Origin of the sequence: Candidatus Uabimicrobium helgolandensis (assembly GCF_041508025.1) — a bacterium.
GTDB classification, from domain to species: Bacteria; Planctomycetota; Uabimicrobiia; order Uabimicrobiales; family Uabimicrobiaceae; genus Uabimicrobium; species Uabimicrobium helgolandensis.
Genome location: NZ_CP165719.1, coordinates 8,623,120 through 8,642,321, shown reverse-complemented (window position 1 = coordinate 8,642,321; position 19,202 = coordinate 8,623,120). Strand labels below are relative to the sequence as shown.

Sequence of the window (19,202 nt, the reverse complement as noted above, 5' to 3'; positions counted from 1 at the left end):
TACGAAAAGAGAAGTGGCAATGGATATTAATCAGGATGCTTTAGAAATAAGCTTAGCAAATAAGAATTTAACAGAATTTCCGATGGAAGTTTTACAATGTAAAAAGCTCCAAAAATTAGATTTACGTAATAATCAATTTAGTACTCTTCCTTCTGAGATAGTACAACTTACTAATCTCCAAACATTACATTTGAGTAATAATCAGTTTAATGCTATTCCTCCTGAGATATTGCAACTTACTAATCTCCGAATATTATATTTAAGTAACAATCAACTCAGTACTCTTCCTACTAAAATATTGCAACTTGCTAATCTCCGAGTATTATTTTTGAGCAGTAATCAGCTCAGCACTCTTCCTTCTGAGATATTACAACTTGTTAATCTCCGAGTATTATATTTAAGTAACAATCAACTCAGTACTCTTCCTCCTGAGATATTGCAACTTACTAATCTCCAAGTATTATATTTGAGTAACAATCAACTAAATACTCTTCCTCCTGAGGTACTACAACTTACTAATCTCCAAATACTAGATATGAGTAATAATCAGTTTAATGCTATTCCTCCTGAGATACTACAACTTACTAATCTCCAAGTACTAGATATGAGTAATAATCAGCTCAGTACTCTTTCTCCTGAGATATTACAGCTTACTAATCTCATTCGATTAGATTTGAATAATAATCAACTCAGTATCCTTCCTCCTGAGGTATTGAAGCTTACTAATATCCAAATATTAGATTTGAGTAATAATCAGTTCAGTATTCTTCCTCCTAAGATATCGCAACTTACTAATCTCCAAACATTAGATTTGAGTAATAATCAACTCAGTATTCTTCCTCCTGAGATATTGCAATTTATTAATCCCACTCAATTAGATTTACGTAATAATCAGCTCAGTATTCTTCCTCCTGAGATATCGCAACTTACTAATCTCCAAACATTATATTTACGTAATAATCAGTTAAGTATTCTTCCTCCTGAGATATCGCAACTTACTAATCTCCAAATATTAGATTTGAATAATAATCAGTTCAGTGCTCTTCCTCCTGAGATATTACAACTTACTAATCTCACTCAATTATATTTACGTAATAATCAGTTCAACATTCTTCCTCCTGAGATATTGCAACTTACTAATCTCCAAACATTAGATTTGAGTAATAATCAGTTCGGTATTCTTCCTCCTGAGATATTACAACTTACTAATCTCACTCAATTATACCTACGTAATAATCAGTTCAGTGCTCTTCCTCCTGAGATATTACAACTTGTTAACCTTCGAGCATTAGATATGAGTAACAATCATATAACCCACATTCCTAAATGTTTCTTCGATTTGAAATTACAGCTAAACTTTTTTCAAAACCGACATTCCCTTGATCAATTAAACCTAACAAACAACCCTATAGAAAAGCCTCCGTTAGAAATCCTTGAAAAAGGAAAAGAAACAATTCTTAATTATTTCGATTCCTTGGAAGGTGGAGAAACTCCTTTAAACGAGATAAAACTATTGTTTTTAGGTCACGGTAAAGCAGGGAAAACATCGTTGATGAAAAGAATACTATGCGAAAAATTTAATACTAACGAAAATACTACGCATGGCATTAATCTCCGTGTATGGAACTGTGGTAAACAGAAGAAAAACTTTTTCGCTAAATTTTTTGCCTCTAAAAAAGACACAAACCAAATCGTTTTCAAAATGTGGGATTTTGGCGGTCAGCAGGTTATGCATTCTCTTCATCAATTTTTTCTCACCAAGAGAAGTATATATGTTTTAGTCCTCGACGGAAGACGCGAGGAAAAACCGGAGTATTGGCTGCAAATGATTGAGGCTTTTGGCGGAGGTTCGCCAATACTTGTAGTATTAAACAAAATGGACGAAAATCCGCGCTTTGAAGTCGATCGAGAACTATGGCTGAGAAAATATCCTGGGATTTGTGGTTTTCACCGAATTTCTTGTAAGACCTGTGAAGGCATTGACGAACTTAAGAGCGCAATACAACAAAGTGTTGAACATGTAGAATTAACGCAAATGAAATTGGCAACATCGTGGGTTAATATCAAGAATAAACTAGAGGCAATGAGTAACAATTTTATTGGTGATGAACAGTACCATAAATTTTGCGAAGAACAAAAAATTGATGAGAGTTTAGAAAAAACGCTTGTGCAATTACTCAATGATTTGGGAACGGTGGTTTATTTTGGCGATTATTCATTAAATCACATGCATATTCTTAAACCTAACTGGGTGACAGAGGGCGTTTACAAAATTATTAACTCTAAACAACTTTGCGAGGGAAAAGGAAAGCTCAATTTAGAACATTTACCTAAAATTTTAGAACGCAAAAAATATCCACGCAATACCCAAAAATTTCTCATTGATTTAATGAAAAAATTCCAACTTTGTTATTCTATAAACGCAAATACCATTTTGATACCAGATTTACTAGAAGTAAACGGACCAAAGATCACCAACGACGACCCCAACTGTATTAAATTTGTCATTGAATACGACTTTTTACCACAATCTATCATGCCGCGATTTATCGTACAAACTCACAGCGAAATAAACAACGAGCAAGTATGGAGATCGGGTGTTATGCTGTGTAGCAACAGTCTTGATTCTACAAGTACTGTCGTTTGTGATCAGGAAGGTAAGAAAATATTTATTGATGTTTATGGCAAAGATCGCAAAGACTATTTTCAAATAATGCTCCACGAATTTCGAAAGATTCACCAAAGTTTCGCAAAAATAGGCGCTTCGGAAAGAATCCCTAATCCAAAAAATCCCCAGAAAACAGTAAGCTACTCTCACCTTTTAAATAGACAACAAAAAGGAAATGTAAATTATTGCTTTGAGGATACCGATGACGAATATCGCATTGAAGATTTGCTTGCCGGTATTTATATGGAGAAGTTGTTAGAAGTCGATGAGATAGCGGCACTGGCAGAAGATATTGTTCGCAACTATCAATCTTGGAACAACATTAACCTTGCTCTGATGAAAATAAAAATAAATTCAGCATATATACCAAAAGGTGAGTTGGAGGTTGCTAATTTTGTTGAAGTCATAAAACGCTTATCTCGCGAAAGAAAAGTCCGCGAGTTTTTACTTTTGCTAAAAAAAGAGGGATTATCGTTTGTTGATAGATGGTTTGATGTACTTAATAGTTAGTTTTAAACTCTTATTAAACATATTCGTTATGAGGTCTCGTTTTCAGTTATGTATAGATATTCACTGACGTGTCATTTTTTCAGATTCAAAGAAACATACGTAGGTCCTCCCGTGGGAGGACAGCTGGCGTAGCCAGCAGGAGGGCATCGCAAACCTTTGTAAATTCTACCGTTCGTAGTTTAATTGAGAACTCTCAATTTTTTTGCAATTCATTTTGCGGAAAATCCACGCAAAAGCAGCACTAAACACTAAGCCAAAAATCCCATATAGTAACAAAGCCCATAGAATCTTATCCTGCAAAGCACTGTCCTTGAATGCTATTAGAATAATAATGAGAGCTATGTTGCCATTTTGTATGCCGGTCTCTAGGGAAACGGTGCTTCTATCGACTACTGATAAGCGACAAATAGTTGCGATCAGATACGCAATTGCAAAACCTAAGAAACTCAAACATGCGCACGAAATAATCTCGTTTGAATTTGAGGCAACGAGTAGGTGACTGTACTTTGGAAACCAACTAACTATTAGGTAAAATAAGACTAGATTGCCAAATACACTACCGATTTTTTCTAGCGTTTTTGCTTTCGCTTCATTTCGCAATCGCACTCTCATGCCGATTGTTAACGGTACCAACATTATAGCTAAACCGATAAAGATGTTATTGTATGGTATCTGAAACGTATTTGATGTATAGGGTGAGAGATATAACCACGCCGATATCGGCATCATAACTATTGCCATAAAACACGAGGCAGCTGTCATCGTTACACTAAGCCCCAAATTTCCTTTTGCAAAATAAGTCAGTATGTTAGAAAGAATACCACCAGGGCACGATCCTATGAGGATAAGTCCTATCGCCATTGCCGTCGATAAATTGAACCACACCGTCAAATAATATGCCAGAAAAGGCATTAGCCCAAATTGGCATATAAATCCAATAATAACACCGTAAGGTTTTTTTAAATTGGCTTTGATATCTGAAGTTGTTAAGGCTGCTCCCATACCTGCCATTGCGATAACAGCAGCAATAAGAAGTCCTACTTTTTCAATTGGATATAACATTTTTTTTCCATAACTTTATCTAGGACTCGTTCTTTTTCACTGTTTGCAAACGATTATCTACACAAATGCGATCATCAAATACAAAGCAGTCGCCATCGTAGTGTTCTCCTCCACACTCTTCGAAATATTTGAGTATGCCACCTTCCAACTGATACACTTCCTTAAAACCGTAGTTCTTCAAAAACAACGAAGATGCTTTTTCACAGCGAATTCCGCCTGTACAGTACATCACTACCGGTTTTTCTTTGATATTCTCATCCAGCTCCTGTGCTTTTTCGGCAAATTCAGTGAATGATTTTACATCTAAATGTTGTGCTTGCTCAAATTTACCATGCTTTATCTCATAGTCATTGCGCGTATCGAGAACATAGATATCGCGATTTTCGTCCAGCCATTTCTTGAATTCTTTGGGAGAAAGCCTTGGCCCTGTGTGCTCCTCTGGCTTGATGTCATCTTGCTTCATAGTGATGATTTCATTTTTAATTTTTACTAACATACGGCGAAATGGCTGGAAGTCTGACCAGCTTTGTTTGTACTCCATTTGCGGAACGTTTAATTCTTTGTGTAAGTAATCTTGTAAGTTTTCTATATTTTCACTTAAACCACACACATATAGATTCATACCTTCTTCTGCTAGAAGAATTGATCCTCTTAGTTGTTTTTCTGTGCAAAAATTTAGCAAACGGTCGCGTTGATCTGTTAGGTTCTCTATTTTAAAAAATGCATATGCGGCGACGTTGAGGTACTGGTGTTCCATTTTTATTCCTTTTATATTTTATGACAATCTCATCATACGAATACCACCTTTGGGGGCCATTGTTACATTGCGACGAATGGCTTTTACTGGCTTAGGCTCACATAGTTGCCACTTGCGGTTTGTTAAAGCCGTTTTTAAAACAATGGCCATTTCAAATAGTGCGAATGCTGCGCCTATGCAGCGACGATGTCCTCCGCCAAACGGCATGTATTCCCACGGTCTATATTTTTTGTCGATGAATCTCTCTGGTTGAAACTCATCAGGTTGTGGATATATGTTTTCATCATAGTGCGTTGCATTTACTAATACTGCTAAACTATAACCTGGCTCTAAATCATACCCACCAATACTAAAGGGTTTTGCAAGTGTTCTCAAAAAGTCAGACACTATTGGATTTAGGCGCAAACTTTCATCGCAAACAGCTTTCAAATATGGCAGTTTTACTAACGATGTTAATTCTGTTTCATTGTGACTTTGTAATTCTTCATGAAGTGTATTCAACTTTTGTGGATTTTTGTGTAAGTGGTAAAAAGCCCACGCCATTGCCACTGCCGTTGTTTCATGTCCAGCAAACAATAATGTCAGAGCATGATCGCGCAGAGCTTCCCTGGACATTCGACTCCCATCTTCGTAGCGTGCTGAAACAAGAAGGCTTAAAATATCTTCCTGCGGCTCTTCGTTTTGTAATCTGTTGTCAATTTCTTTCATCAACATATCATAAAAAATATCACGCGCTTTGACAAAACGATCCCACGGTCCTATGCCAAAAAAAGGGCGATGAAGCATCTTTGAGAAAATCAAAAAAGGATGACCAACGTCTACATATTTTTGGATCGCAGCAACGAACGTATTAACTTTTTCATCACTTTCTACTCCAAAAACAGCGCGCACTATAATTTCCATCGAAATTTCAGCGGTGACATCGTGTATAGGAAGTACTTTATCGCGCGGAATTTTTTGTAAATGTTTATGGGTTACTTTTTCGATTAAATTGGCATAAGCGCGCATCCGATCTCCGTGAAAAGGAGGCATCAGTAATTTTCTTTCGCGTTGATGCTCTACTCCACTAATAACCAGTAGCGAATTTTCACCAATAAGAGGAATAAGGGTTTGCGTTGCAAAAGGATCGTAAATCATCGGGTCAGCAGCAACAATCGTGCGAATTAATTCTGGATTCGCTGTACAGACTACCCGACCATTAAGACCATTTATAAACAAAGGATCGCCGTATTTTTTTATTATGTAAGGATAATAAGTACGCGGCTTTCTTAGTAATTTTAAAGTGGGCAGTATACGCCCTCTTGGACCTGGAGGCAATTTAGTTTTCATATGATTTTCCTAATCAAAATCAAAATAGTGAAATCCACCATTGCGCTCAATAAGGCTCAGGTAATTTTCAAATTTTGTAACTATTTTATTGGAATAAGCCTGCTTGAAGTATGGTTTTTCATCTATATTAGTAAAGTGTACACCATGTTTTTCCATGTGTGTTTGCATTTTTTGTATATCGCACCTTATCGCAATGTGTTTAGCTCCACCGTTAAGTATTGATTCACCACTTGCTCGTAGCCAATTGTCTACAATTCCCGATGTTTGCATTGGCACTAAATCCATATGCGCAAAATCTTGGCGTTTTTCTTTTTTCTTCAAATGAACTTCGCAAGCAACGAGAATTCCACTGTTTTCGTGTTCCATGATCTGCACACCTTTATTGCCATAGTCTTTTACAAAAAAGTTTTTTGTACAACGAAAACCCAAGACTTCGAAGATTTGAATCAGTATTTTAAAATTTTTACGGCTACTCCAAAATGTAAAGTGGTCTATATTTCCCCAACCCAGACCAAGTTTATTTTGAAAAAACTTTTGTAAATCACCTACGTGCGATTTATATTGCCAATAACGAAGCTCTGTTTGCAAAACAATATATGCAGCACCGTTTACTCCTACCATATCGACAATTCGATAAGCAAGAGCAAGTGTTTGACGCACACCTTCAGTTGCTGAAGTAAATATTCGTTCGCGATTACACCATAAATCAAATGCTTTTTTTTGCTTTGCCGCACTTTCGTCGCTTATTTCCAAAGGAATTGTATGTGGAGTCATCGTTGTACGCTCAATGATAGACAAAATATAATCGCGCTTGTTAGCAATAGACATTTTTCGTATTAAAGAGCAAGCATTTCCATCGATTGGTTCTTGCAAACCATGTCTAGCGCGAAATTTCACTATAGAATCAACAACAACAAAAATCTCAAAATAACTATCTCTTATAAGTATACGTGGAAAACTTGTTCTTTCAGCAATGAAAATATCCTTGTGCTTCCCATAATGAGAAAACCCTAGTTTCTGAATTTTTTTTCTCATTTGTGCGTCATCAGGAAAAACAAAACAATCAATCCAATCGCTAAAACGCGTTCCCGTTTCTTGCTCCATTCGCGTAGCTAAAGTTTTTGCAAATTTATTATTTTTAAGAAAATCTTCTATATGTTTTCTTAAAAAACTACCTATACGCGGAAATTGTTTTGCATCTTGTATTTTTTGACTTTCGTCTTTTGAAGTTATTTTCTTTATCATTATTAAATGATAGCAAATAGATATTTTTTCTCAAAATTGTTTTTGTCTAGCATCTATTTTAATGTACAATATATTTTTCCGTATATTTTCCGTACAAATTTAAAGGAATGTAAATTATGAAAAAACTCACAGTACTACTTATTGTTTGTCTTGCTGTTATCACAACATCTTATGCTGATGAAAATAAGCAAAATGATGACTATAGAGCAAAGGTTACTGAACACCATAAATTTTTCCAAGCAGGTGTTGGAGAATGGAAGTTAGAGCAAAAAATGTGGATGGACCCAACAAAAGAGCCAATGATTGCAACAGGTACTTCTATTTGTAAATCTATTCTTGATGGTCGCGCGACTACTGTTCATGTAGAGACAACTTCTGCAATGGGGACTTTTAAAGGTTTCGGAGTTTTTACATGGAACGGTAAAGACAAGAAATATGAGTGCTCATGGGTGGATGTATACAGTCATTATGGGCTTGATAGTATGGAAGGGACCCATGATTCTAAGACAAACGTAACAACTTGGACAAGTAAAATGATAGATCCAATGACTGGTACGGAAATGGATGTATCAATGATAGAAAAATATCCTAATGAGGATACAATGGTTTCTGAGTTCTACGTACATATTAACGGTAGTACAATAAAAACCATGGAAAATACATATACTCGGATTAAGAAAAGTGCTGATAAAGCCGATAGTGCTGCTTCTGCGACAGTTGAAATAACTCCTGAACCTGAGCCAGCCGAAGCACCAGAAAAAAAGTAATAACAGAGAACGTTTCCGCTTCGGTGGAAACGTTTATTCAAGTATCGCCGGTAAACTATTTCGCACTTAATCTAGCTTTTTCGAAGAGTGATAATGAATATAATGCGGCTTTCTATTGCAAATAAATTCACAAATTATCCCTGAAAGAATGAACAAAATTGCTGCCACAGCAGTGAGCATTGCAAAAACTTCATGCCATCCAAATAACCACTTCCCTAAAAAAAGAATAATACTTCCCACTAAAAACATCAAACTTACTTTTCCAAAAAAGTACAAAGGTTTTACTTTGTAAGTCAACCACAACATAATTATATCAAGTATAACTTCTTGACTGCGTGCCCAAAAACCGTATTTACTAACACCTGTAGTGCGAGGAGCATGGCTTACTGGTATTTCAGTAGTACGACCACCAAGACAATGAACTATCGCTGGTATAAGACGATGGTGCCCTTGTTTTAAAAAAAGTCTACGCGCTATCGTCCCATTCAAACAATTTATTCCTCCCATATCTTTAAACTTACATCCCATCATTCTACTAATTAACCAATTTGCAAACATAGAAGGTAGTTTGCGCAATATAAAAGAGTCTTTCCTTTTATTCCGTTCTCCTGAAACTAAGTCATAGCCCTCCACAGCTTTACTCAATAACGCAGAAATATCTTCAGGCGGATTTTGTAAGTCGCCATCCATCATAACAACGTATTTACCTTGTGTGCACTGAAAGCCATAGTATAAGGCTTGAGATTGTCCCATATTTTGAGCTGAAAACAGGTAATGTACCTTTGGATTTTTTGCAGAGATTTCTTGCAAGATAACTTGAGTGTTGTCCATAGACCCATCATTTACGATAATAATCTCAAAATGAATTTCTTGGAGAGCCTTACATAAACGTTCTATTAATTCTTGAAGAGAACCTTCTTCGTTGTATACTGGAATAACAACGGAAACTTCGACTGGATTTTTGCTCATAATTTTTATCAAAAAAAGTAAGTGTTTACCAAAAGAAATGTTTTGAATTATAACAGCAAAATAATACAATACAACACTATTCAATGACTTGCCAAGTCACTTCGTAAAGGAAATTAACATGAAAGTCGCTATAATTTGCGGTGCACAAAGAGTTTCATCTGAATCAGGAAAATTAGCATTATTTTTGCAAAAGCGTATCGCTGAACTGTTCTCCGAGATAAAAACCTACACGTTAGATTTAGGTAAAAATCCTTTGCCTCTGTGGGATGAAGGCGTTTGGCAAGGAACAGAAAAATGGAAAACCACTTGGGCTCCAGTAGCAGAAGAAATAAATAATTGCGACGGACTTATAATGGTCTCTCCCGAATATGGAGGCATGGTCCCTCCAGCTTTAAAAAACTTCCTTTTATTGTGTGGCGGTAAGGATATCGCTCATAAACCAGGTCTTATTGTTGGTGTATCAAGCGGACGTGGAGGCTCCTATCCCATTGCAGAGCTCCGAACCACAGGATATAAAAATAATCGAATTTGCTGGGTACCTGATCATTTAATTATTCGCAATGTTGCAAAATTTAACGAATCGCCTTCTGAACATAATCGCGATATTGAAAGAATCGACTACTCTCTAAAAATGTTCCATGAATACACGAAGGCATTAGTAACTGTTAGGAATTCGAACTATATAGACTTAAAAACATTTCCTTTTGGAATGTAAATTATTAGTCATTGATAAAACTAATACTCTATAAAACTCGTTTTGATTTGTTTAACACTATGCATTTTGTTTTCGAACTAGGCAACAAGAATGCATAGTCGTAACGAGCAACAACATTCCAAACTAAAGATCAATTAAAGTTCATAACCAACGTTGTAGAGTACTAGGAGTAAAAATCTTCTAATTACAGGAAAAGCTATGTATATTTTACGTGATAAATACAGACTTGAAAAAACGATTGGTCAAGGAGGTATGGGTAAAGTATATCTAGCTACAGACTTAAGCACAAATAAGCTTGTCGCCATAAAAGAGTCTATTATTACTGGAAAAAGCTCAGAAAATAAGATACGTCGTTTACAACGTGAATTCTATTTTATGACGAGAATAAAAAATCCTTACATTGTTCGCGGGCTCGATTTTTTTGATCTAGAAAATCGATATTTCATTGTAATGGAGTATATTGAAGGTATTACTTTAAAAAAATTAATTCACAATTATCCCCATTCTATTCCTTTCGAAAAACAATTAAAGATAGCCCAGCAAATTTGCAAAGCAATTATCGCACTAAATGACCACGATATCATCCATCGCGATATCAAACCATCAAATATTGTTCTTCAAGGTAAAAATGCAACACCAAAAATTTTAGATTTAGGCATTGCAAAAGCTATAAATGGTGAGCTAGAGTCTATCACAAAATTATCTGTTATTGGTACCCCTCAATACATGGCACCAGAGCAAATTAACAAATCTTTTAAGATTAGTAAAAGCACAGATGTATTTGCTCTGGGAGCTCTGTTTTATCAATTTTTCTCGTGGTCACAACAATCACCATTTTATGCCAAAGATACAATTGCAATTATGAAAAAAGTAATCAATTTTCATCCACCTCTTTTAACCTTCGATTCACCTCATAAATTTTTCGTTGCCGAAATCATTGACATGGCCCTACAAAAAGAAAGAGAATATCGAATTTCATCTGTGAAAACAATGCTTGATATGCTCCTTAAATATATACCTGTCACGCCAAAAATTTCATCACCAACCAACAACGCTGTTGATACTATAATTTTAAAAAGCATACATTCTAAAAATAATATACCGACATCCCAAAACAACAAGCAATCACCGATACAAACACCAATGTTAAGAACATCGCGTTATAAAAAAAATATCGAAAAAAAGAAACAAAATATCGCAAAGAAAAAGCAAAACGAAATAATACTAGGTTTTGTAATATCACTATTGGTATCGATTATTATCTTGTATTTTTTACGCCTCAGGTAAGGAACGTACCAAAGAATAATGTGCCTAAGATATTATATATGAAATAATTTATCTATTTTCCAATAGAAAACCATCCCTTACTCCTTATCCACCTTGTATTCATCATAAAGCCCCATATAAAGGCTAATACACATAATAATCAAAACAAAGCAAAACGGTAGTCCTGTAGTAATCGTAGCCGCCTGTAGAGCCCCTAAAGCATCTTTACCACCACCAAAAAGTAAAACAGCAGCAATTAGTCCTTCCATAGATGCCCAGAAAATTCGTTGCGGAACGGGAGCTTCTAATTTTCCTCCGGCCGTAATACTATCGATAACTAAAGACCCAGAATCAGAAGAAGTCACAAAAAAAACAAGAACTAAAACGATTGCAATAAAAGACGTGATGTTAGCTAAAGGTAGATTGCTTAACATTTGAAATAATGTTAATGAAGTATCAGTGATTCCATTCGCCAACACTCCAATATTATTCTCTACTTGCTCTAAACCCGTTCCTCCAAACACGGTCATCCATAGCACACTTATAATAGTAGGAACAAGTAACACCGCGATAATAAAGCCGCGTACAGTTCGACCTTTTGAAATACGAGCGATAAACATTCCGACAAATGGCGACCAAGAAATCCACCACGCCCAATAAAAAATAGTCCATCCGTGATAGAAAACTTCATCTTCTCTACCAATCCAGTTGCTTAATGGTAAAATATTTACCGCATAATGATATATTGTGGAAGCAAAGCCATTTATCATTGCTAAAGTAGACCCAGTAATAACAACAAAAATAAACAACAGAACTGCAATACTCATATTTATGTTGCTTAATACTTTTACTCCACCGTCTAGACCCCGCACGACAGAAAAAATGGCGATAAGTGTTACAGAACATACAATTGTGATTTGCGTTGTTACAGTATTGGGAATATCAAATAAAAAATGAAGCCCTGCCCCTGCTTGTTGCGCGCCAAAACCAAGAGATGTCGCTAGCCCAAAAATTGTTGCGAGTACAGCAACGATATCAACTATATTTCCCAACCACCCCCAAGCAGACTTTCCGAAAATCGGGTAAAAAGCCGAACGTATTGTAAGCGGCATACCTCTATTAAAAGTAAAATAAGCGAGAGAAAGACCAACAACAGCATAAATTGCCCAAGGATGCAAACCCCAGTGAAAAATAGTCGCTCCCATTGCTAAGTCTGCAGCTTCAGGAGTAAGCTTTGCCACATTAAGAGGCGTTCCATACCAACCAGTATAGTACGCCACAGGTTCTGCTACACTCCAAAACATAAGTCCAATACCCATTCCCGCAGCAAAAAGCATTGAAAACCATGAAAGCAAACTAAACTCTGGTTCACTTTCTTGTCCACCCAGCTTTATCTTGCCAATAGGTAAAATAAGCAAAGATAAACAAAAAACAACGACGAAATTTGCCGTTAATGAAAATAACCAATCACAATAGGTAATCGACCACAGTTTTGTGTTGTCAAAGAATTGCTTTGCCTCTGCGGGAAAAGCTAATGCACCTGTAACAAAACCAATCACTAGTAAGCTAGCAATCGCAAATACTGGATTGTGTATATCAAAACCCATACCAGATACATTATCTTGGCCGATTTTATAGGAAGTAGCGTAGCGATTTTTTTTCATAATACGCAAACCTTTCTTGTGTAATTAGAGGCGTTTGTATTAAGTGAGAGTTAAATTGCTTAGCTAAGATGTTATGGAAGTGTTTGCTACGACCAGAGGTAAGTAAAACTTCGCCTCGAAGAGGTTTCACTGTATATAAAGTTGTATTGCAAATACACGAACTAAACGATTACAAGTGTAACAGATCGCAATACAACCGCAAACAATAAATGTTTTACAAAAAAACGAGAAAGCCCACAGATTTTTCACTTTGTTTAGAACGCGTCGACATTTAAATTTTTAGATCGTTCCTGTTCCCAATCCCATTCTCAAGTATAAAAACTACTGGTAGAAAAATAAAACTTCTCCTTGGAAATATAAACAAGTAAGGAATGCAGCAAGAATAGTCTACTAAATTTCTAAGTAACTTGACAAAAGTAGTTACCCGTTGAATGCAGGGCTTTATTTTTATAGCGCGGCGCGACGAAGGCGCGCAGCTGTAGCTGCGTAACAGAGGAGCAACAAAGCTAGAAAATTAAAGAACAAAATGCCAATGGGTAAATACTTTTGGCAGGTCACTTATATAAAATTTAGTAGACTATCTTCCGCCATATCTCTAGACTCTACCTTAGAACAGAGAAAATAATAATGGTATAGAAAAGGATAGGTAAAAGAAAAATTACTTTTAGGATTTTACTATGAATAACGTTAATCTACTGCCGCAAACAAAAACATATGAGCAATTGTCTTTTGCATTTATCGCACCTTACTTCTGCTATGTACTATTAAATATCTTAAATGATTTTTTCGCTTTATGGATTGTGTATGTCATCAAAATAATAGTAGTAGGGTCATTGTTAGTTTTTACTCGCTATTCTTTTAATAAAATACATTTACGCGATATTCTCTATGGTTTTGTATTGGCACCTTTTTTATTATTACTGTGGATCGTTCCTTACTATACTTTTTTTAATATAACAGACTCATTTCCAAAACAAACATTAGCGACAATAGCTAATCCTGAATTCTACTGGATACTCCGCACACTTGCTTCAGTGATCTTGGTCGCAATATTTGAAGAACTATTTTTTCGCGTTTACCTACTAGAATTTTTATTTCAAGCGCAACAAAATAAACATACTTCTATCATCGATAAATGTGGTGATACGCTAAATAATAAGCCACAAGACCTTAAAGTACTGCCTCTAAACAAGTATAGCATTATTGGTACCATATTTCTTTTTACTCTCGGGCACAGCGTATCAGAGTATATATCATGTATTTTGTATTTTTCCATTACTCTTGTTATATATAAATATTTACGTTCTTTATGGGTGTGTATCATTATACATGCATTAACAAATTTAGGAATAGCAGTACTTGTTAAGTATTGGGGAATGAACTTTTTATGGTTTTGATTTCAAAATTATACTTTTTAAGTTGCACAATGGTCGTATAATAAAAACATAATAAAGATAGATTATACGTTTTTTTTTGAAAAAGGAATCAACTGTGAAAAAAATCATCTTTTATATTATTTTTATATCGAGCATTTTGTTTGCGCAAAATTTTGATATTCTTGAATACGCTGCACAAAAAGCACTACAAGAAAAGAAATACCAAAAGCTAAATCTCATTATTAAGATTTATATATTCAACAAAGATTACAATAAAGCAAAACAACTACTATTTGAGATAGAGAAAACAAACATTTATTTATCTCAAAAACTTGACCTAGCAAAAAGCTTCAACGACGTTGGAGAAAAACAAAAAGCACAAACTCTAATACATAAAACTTATTTACAAACTCTCAAAAACAACAAAAAAAAAGACACACATTCTTTTAAAGAGAACATGGCAAATATTGCGAAATGCTTTATCGAAACTGGCTTTTATATTGATGCTCTCAAGGTAATTCGGGAAATAGATGACTCTACCCATCAAGGAAAGAAACAAGTTACTTATTATAAATCAGAGCTTTATCGAAAAATCTCCAAAGCATACAAACAGCAGAAAAGGTATCCACTCGCCATAAAAATGCTAAAAAAGATGTACGATAAATCTTCGCAATTGAATGAATTACTTAACATATATATTCACATGAAAGACGATAAAAAATTTCTTGATGTGATCGAATTGGCAAATCAATCAATTGGCATGAGGACTAAAGAATATATAATTCCCGATAGTAAACTACACCTAATGTCAGACAATATGCTAATAGCCACTGCTACTTTTTTAGGAAAGGCAAACCAAGAAAAACCTCAGATACTTGACATGGGTGAAGATGAAGAAGATATAGTTACTGATAATATTGATAGTTCTTTAAGTATAGTTTGCAAAGAACTGCTAAAGAGAAATCAAATTGCAATAGCACAACAAACAATCGCTAAACTTCAATCTAATTATTATAAAAAAACACTTCGAGGTGCGATCGTTAGCAAATATTTTGAGCAACTATTTCAAAATAAATCTAACAATATAGATAAAAAGGTGATAGACAATCTGCACAAGAAGATTGGCAAAAAATATTTTTATGAACTGCAATTCAAAGAATACTTAAAAATAAACCGCTTAGATCTGGCCGCTGTAAGTGCAGAAAAATTACAAAAAATTTCCAAGTATTCAGCAATGCTAAATATAGCCAAAAAACATATAACGTTAGGTAATAACAATACAGCAATTATTTTTTTAGATAAAGCCAAACAGGCCTTAGAGCCATATCACACAACTTCATTACTGACAATAGTTCGATACTATGAGCAATTGGGAGCAAAAAACCGCGCACAATTTCTACTACAAAAAATAGAGAACACAATAAATGAATTTGTTTCCAGTAGTTATAAAAAATATGATTTTCAAAGAATATTAAACTTAATAAGTTACTATCGTAATATAGGCGACCAAGAAAATGCGCTAGCGTTAACTAAAAAATCACTACTTCATCTAGGAGAATATAGCTTAAGCGATGACGACAAAGATTATTACTATGGAAGAGTTGGCGTTTTATTAATTGCATTAAAAAAATACAAGCAAGGAATTCAAGCCATAGAAGAAGCATGGTCACACCACTATAGAGACCATGATTATTATGATCCTGACGATTTTGCACGAGCTATTATAAGTGATTTAATAAATGAAGAATGCTACCAACAAGTATTTACTGTAAAACAAGATGTAAGTTGGATTAATATTGAAGCTCATGATAGCCATGAAATCGAAAAACTAATTATTGGTCTTCTGGAAATAGGAAAAACCAAAAAAGCCGTCGAATTCATTTTTCTAGAACGTTTCGATGTTGAACTATATGACTATCAAAAAAATGGATTTATGGATCAAAAAACTCTTATTGATTTACTAGTAGAATATACCGCACAAAATACCGAACACCATCACCGTTTACTTAAAGAAATGTCGAGATTTATGAAGAAGCAAAAAATAATAATTGATCACTTAATTTTGCTTCACATATATTTTGACAAATCAAAATTTGGCATTCCTAAGGATTTGCAAAAACTAATTATTGATAGTTCTAAAAAACACAAAAAGAATCACAACAACGATCAATAAACTTTACAAAAAACCCGGAAAACATCATAAATATTCTTGCCAATGATATGGACTACCAAATTCTTATTCTAAGAATAGAAGTATTCCATTATAGCTACCCATTCGAAAACGGGCTAATGCTTGGGATATAGGAGGTAGCGATAAATGTAGTTATCAAATGATTTTCTTTTTTTATTGTAATTGCTATTCTTTTTTCCTTGCTTGCGTTTTTGATCAATAGAAATGAATAACTCACTGTTATAAGTTGTAAGACCTTCAATTCCTTGTATTTTCTTCGCATTATACAACGGTTGCGCCAGAAAAACTTGGCGAATGTTTCCACCTTGTCCATTCAAAGGTTCTTGCATACGCAATTCTTGCATTTGAAATATATTTTCATCATAAAGCGCAAAAAGAGTATCTCGAACTTCTGAGTAGTGCAGGTCTGATAATGCCGCTGATTTTAAGAAAACGTTTTTTATAACACCAACAAGTGCTACAGCATCACCATTTACTGAAAGATCATAAGCATATACAGAACCAATATCCCCTTGGCTTCCGCAAAAAAATAGTCCATCAAAACCACCTTGAGAATAAGGAAATTGGTGCTTGCCATCAGGAATAAATGTCATCGCTTCCATACCATTATTTGAACCTAAAATAGGAAGATTTGGCAAAATCCAATTACGCCCGATGTTTTTTTTCTTTGCATTTTTAGGAAGTCGACCATTATCTGTTTCGATAGGAAAATATTCAAATATTATAGGGCTATTGTTCTTACGTCCACCTTCAATTCCAAGAAAAAGTGCATTCACTCCTTTTACAGTTGTTATCGCTTCAAAATCATTATCACCAACAAGTTCGTGCGAAATGTTTTGATAATCAATGTCTTTTTGGTTATTCTTCTCTACCTTTACCCTAGCAATTTTACCATTATCACTAACTATATAAATATAACCTCCAAGATAAGTTATACCACTTGGTTCAAAGTCTTTAGACGAATCGAATGTTAGTATTTTGGTGTTTTTTTGAGGAATAGGCCAAGGAGATAGATTCTGTAAATCAGCATTTACAAAATCTATTAACAATAGTATGAGACTAAGTACTATGATTTGCTGAAAACTTTTCATAAACAAACCCTTGTTTTAATAAATATCAATAAGAACAAAAACTAAAGCTCAACATTTCCAAGTGATTGCTTTTCTTGCTCAATTTGTTCGCGACTTAATCCATGAGTACGCAATATTTCTGTTCGTACTTCTTTCCCTGTTCCTTTATCAACAGCATGCACCTCAATGCGCCCATCTTCATTGTACTTGAAAGTTACTTGTACAGGAGCACCTGCAGATCGCGGAGGAAGGCCTGATATTATACATTTACCAATAGCGACACATTCTTCCGGATCTTTGCTCTCTCCTTCTGTCACTTCCACAACTACGCGCGTTTGATTGTCAGCTTCGGTGCCAAATGTTTCAGAACGTTCTATCGGAATTTCAGATTGTTGAGGGATCAGAATAAAGTTCGTACGTTTCTTGTTTTCGCGAATTAAAAGACCTAAACTATGCGCTGTTACATTGCGAATTGTTAAACCAGTAAGCTTTTCTTTTACATCCTCCGGCAAGTAATGATCTTTCGATAACTCACCTTCTGTTTTAAGTTTTATCATCGCTCCGTATAGAGCTGCCCCCAAGGCAACACATTCATCAGGGTTAACACTGTCATCGGCAGGCTTAGAGAACATCTTCTCTAACATATTTTTTACTTGTGGCATACGTGTACTACCACCAACAAGAAGAACGCGGTCAATATCTTTTTCTTGCAATTTTGCTTTTTCTAGTACTACAGGAATGTACGCTTCTGATTGTTCTAGTAGAGGCCTTGTTAATTCTTCAAATTTTTCTCGGGTGAGCGTTACTTTTGTCATATTACCTTGTGATTGACATACAATACGCGCCTTTTCTTTTTTCGATAAGGTAATTTTAGCTGATTCTGCAGCATCGCGTAGCGCTTGATTGGCATCGATATCTTCGCGAGGATCAATGTTATGCTCTTTTAGAAACTCTTCGGCAACATAATTGATGATTTCATCATCCCAATCTTTTCCACCTAATTGCACTTCTCCATCTGTAGCAAGTACTTTGATATCTTGACCGGCAATATGTAAAATTGAGACATCGAAAGTTCCTCCACCTAAATCATAAACTAAAATAGTGCTATTCATTTCCTGGTCAAGGCCATAAGATAAAGCAGCAGCTGTCGGCTCATTAATAACTCCAAGAACCTCGATACCAGCTATTTCTCCTGCATCTTGCGTCGCCTTGCGTTCTACATCACCAAAATAAGCAGGAACTGTTATTACAGCTTGGCTAATCGTACTTTGTATGTTTTTTTGCGCATCGTTGATAATATACTTGAGTATAAGCGCAGAAATACTTTCTGGGGTGTATGTTTTTCCATAAAAAATGCGTTCTTCATCAGGCTGGCCCATGTCGCGCTTAATAAACTCTATTACATTTTGCGGATCAGAGAGGGCACTTGTTTTCGCTATTTTACCAACAATAACCTCATCTTCTTCAAATAAAACAACGCTAGGAGTTATTCTTTCGTTATCACTATTTGGAATAATAGTTGGTTTACCATGCTCGTCTAAATACGCAATAGCAGAAAATGTTGTCCCTAAATCAATACCTACAACTATATTTTTATCACTCATGATTGCTCT

General features: G+C 35.1%; 14 protein-coding genes. 6 read left to right on the top strand and 8 right to left on the bottom strand.

All coding sequences use genetic code 11. The features are described from left to right. Nucleotides 1-19 precede the first annotated feature (19 nt). A complete protein-coding gene (locus UABHE_RS31920; protein WP_372367489.1) occupies nt 20-3,178 on the top strand; it encodes a leucine-rich repeat domain-containing protein in 3,159 nt (1,052 codons plus the stop codon). Between the two features lie 165 nt (nt 3,179-3,343). Here the strand turns inward: UABHE_RS31920 and UABHE_RS31915 are convergent, their stop codons facing one another. Genes UABHE_RS31915 through UABHE_RS31900 form a run of 4 tightly spaced genes read right to left on the bottom strand, consistent with a single transcriptional unit; the run spans nt 3,344 to nt 7,571 of the window. Then, nucleotides 3,344-4,240, bottom strand: a complete 897-nt coding sequence (locus UABHE_RS31915) for a bile acid:sodium symporter (RefSeq protein ID WP_372367488.1) — start codon at nt 4,238-4,240, stop codon at nt 3,344-3,346. 19 nt (nt 4,241-4,259) lie between these two features. Then, nucleotides 4,260-4,997: a rhodanese-related sulfurtransferase gene (locus UABHE_RS31910; protein WP_372367487.1), complete on the bottom strand. Its 738-nt coding sequence runs from the start codon at nt 4,995-4,997 to the stop codon at nt 4,260-4,262. An 18-nt stretch (nt 4,998-5,015) separates the two neighbouring features. Further along, nucleotides 5,016-6,326 carry a cytochrome P450 gene (locus tag UABHE_RS31905; protein WP_372367486.1) on the bottom strand — a complete coding sequence of 437 codons (1,311 nt, stop codon included), beginning with the start codon at nt 6,324-6,326 and terminating at the stop codon, nt 5,016-5,018. Between the two features lie 9 nt (nt 6,327-6,335). Then, nucleotides 6,336-7,571, bottom strand: a complete 1,236-nt coding sequence (locus UABHE_RS31900) for a hypothetical protein (protein WP_372367485.1) — start codon at nt 7,569-7,571, stop codon at nt 6,336-6,338. A 116-nt stretch (nt 7,572-7,687) separates the two neighbouring features. On the opposite strand from UABHE_RS31900, the gene UABHE_RS31895 reads away from it, so the two are divergent. After that, on the top strand, nt 7,688-8,338 hold the full coding sequence (locus tag UABHE_RS31895) for a DUF1579 family protein (RefSeq protein ID WP_372367484.1): 651 nt from the start codon (nt 7,688-7,690) through the stop codon (nt 8,336-8,338). A gap of 66 nt (nt 8,339-8,404) precedes the next feature. Here UABHE_RS31895 and UABHE_RS31890 read toward each other — a convergent pair whose 3' ends face one another. After that, nucleotides 8,405-9,307 carry a glycosyltransferase family 2 protein gene (locus UABHE_RS31890; RefSeq protein WP_372367483.1) on the bottom strand — a complete coding sequence of 301 codons (903 nt, stop codon included), beginning with the start codon at nt 9,305-9,307 and terminating at the stop codon, nt 8,405-8,407. A 118-nt stretch (nt 9,308-9,425) separates the two neighbouring features. On the opposite strand from UABHE_RS31890, the gene UABHE_RS31885 reads away from it, so the two are divergent. Both UABHE_RS31885 and UABHE_RS31880 read left to right on the top strand, forming a co-directional pair. After that, on the top strand, nt 9,426-10,022 hold the full coding sequence (locus UABHE_RS31885; RefSeq protein ID WP_372367482.1) for an NADPH-dependent FMN reductase: 597 nt from the start codon (nt 9,426-9,428) through the stop codon (nt 10,020-10,022). A gap of 198 nt (nt 10,023-10,220) precedes the next feature. Next, nucleotides 10,221-11,309 carry a serine/threonine-protein kinase gene (locus UABHE_RS31880; RefSeq protein ID WP_372367480.1) on the top strand — a complete coding sequence of 363 codons (1,089 nt, stop codon included), beginning with the start codon at nt 10,221-10,223 and terminating at the stop codon, nt 11,307-11,309. 77 nt (nt 11,310-11,386) lie between these two features. On the opposite strand, the gene UABHE_RS31875 is transcribed toward UABHE_RS31880, so the two are convergent. Next, entirely contained in the window at nt 11,387-12,952 is a 1,566-nt protein-coding gene (locus tag UABHE_RS31875) for a BCCT family transporter (protein WP_372367478.1), read from the bottom strand. Nucleotides 12,953-13,629: 677 nt separating this feature from the next. On the opposite strand from UABHE_RS31875, the gene UABHE_RS31870 reads away from it, so the two are divergent. Next, on the top strand, nt 13,630-14,349 hold the full coding sequence (locus tag UABHE_RS31870) for a type II CAAX prenyl endopeptidase Rce1 family protein (RefSeq protein WP_372367476.1): 720 nt from the start codon (nt 13,630-13,632) through the stop codon (nt 14,347-14,349). 94 nt (nt 14,350-14,443) lie between these two features. After that, entirely contained in the window at nt 14,444-16,501 is a 2,058-nt protein-coding gene (locus UABHE_RS31865) for a hypothetical protein (protein ID WP_372367475.1), read from the top strand. A 113-nt stretch (nt 16,502-16,614) separates the two neighbouring features. Here the strand turns inward: UABHE_RS31865 and UABHE_RS31860 are convergent, their stop codons facing one another. Beyond that, nucleotides 16,615-17,610 carry a hypothetical protein gene (locus tag UABHE_RS31860; RefSeq protein ID WP_372367474.1) on the bottom strand — a complete coding sequence of 332 codons (996 nt, stop codon included), beginning with the start codon at nt 17,608-17,610 and terminating at the stop codon, nt 16,615-16,617. 41 nt (nt 17,611-17,651) lie between these two features. Further along, the gene (locus tag UABHE_RS31855; RefSeq protein ID WP_372367473.1) at nt 17,652-19,193 is read right to left on the bottom strand and encodes an Hsp70 family protein; all 1,542 of its coding nucleotides are present in this window, start codon (nt 19,191-19,193) and stop codon (nt 17,652-17,654) included. Between the last annotated feature and the right edge of the window lie 9 nt (nt 19,194-19,202).

Coding starts and splice junctions, on each gene's coding strand:
- UABHE_RS31920 (WP_372367489.1), top strand. CDS start 20: ATGGATATTAATCAGGATGCTTTAGAAATAAGCTTAGCAAATAAGAAT.
- UABHE_RS31915 (WP_372367488.1), bottom strand. CDS start 4,240: ATGTTATATCCAATTGAAAAAGTAGGACTTCTTATTGCTGCTGTTATC.
- UABHE_RS31910 (WP_372367487.1), bottom strand. CDS start 4,997: ATGGAACACCAGTACCTCAACGTCGCCGCATATGCATTTTTTAAAATA.
- UABHE_RS31905 (WP_372367486.1), bottom strand. CDS start 6,326: ATGAAAACTAAATTGCCTCCAGGTCCAAGAGGGCGTATACTGCCCACT.
- UABHE_RS31900 (WP_372367485.1), bottom strand. CDS start 7,571: ATGATAAAGAAAATAACTTCAAAAGACGAAAGTCAAAAAATACAAGAT.
- UABHE_RS31895 (WP_372367484.1), top strand. CDS start 7,688: ATGAAAAAACTCACAGTACTACTTATTGTTTGTCTTGCTGTTATCACA.
- UABHE_RS31890 (WP_372367483.1), bottom strand. CDS start 9,307: ATGAGCAAAAATCCAGTCGAAGTTTCCGTTGTTATTCCAGTATACAAC.
- UABHE_RS31885 (WP_372367482.1), top strand. CDS start 9,426: ATGAAAGTCGCTATAATTTGCGGTGCACAAAGAGTTTCATCTGAATCA.
- UABHE_RS31880 (WP_372367480.1), top strand. CDS start 10,221: ATGTATATTTTACGTGATAAATACAGACTTGAAAAAACGATTGGTCAA.
- UABHE_RS31875 (WP_372367478.1), bottom strand. CDS start 12,952: ATGAAAAAAAATCGCTACGCTACTTCCTATAAAATCGGCCAAGATAAT.
- UABHE_RS31870 (WP_372367476.1), top strand. CDS start 13,630: ATGAATAACGTTAATCTACTGCCGCAAACAAAAACATATGAGCAATTG.
- UABHE_RS31860 (WP_372367474.1), bottom strand. CDS start 17,610: ATGAAAAGTTTTCAGCAAATCATAGTACTTAGTCTCATACTATTGTTA.
- UABHE_RS31855 (WP_372367473.1), bottom strand. CDS start 19,193: ATGAGTGATAAAAATATAGTTGTAGGTATTGATTTAGGGACAACATTT.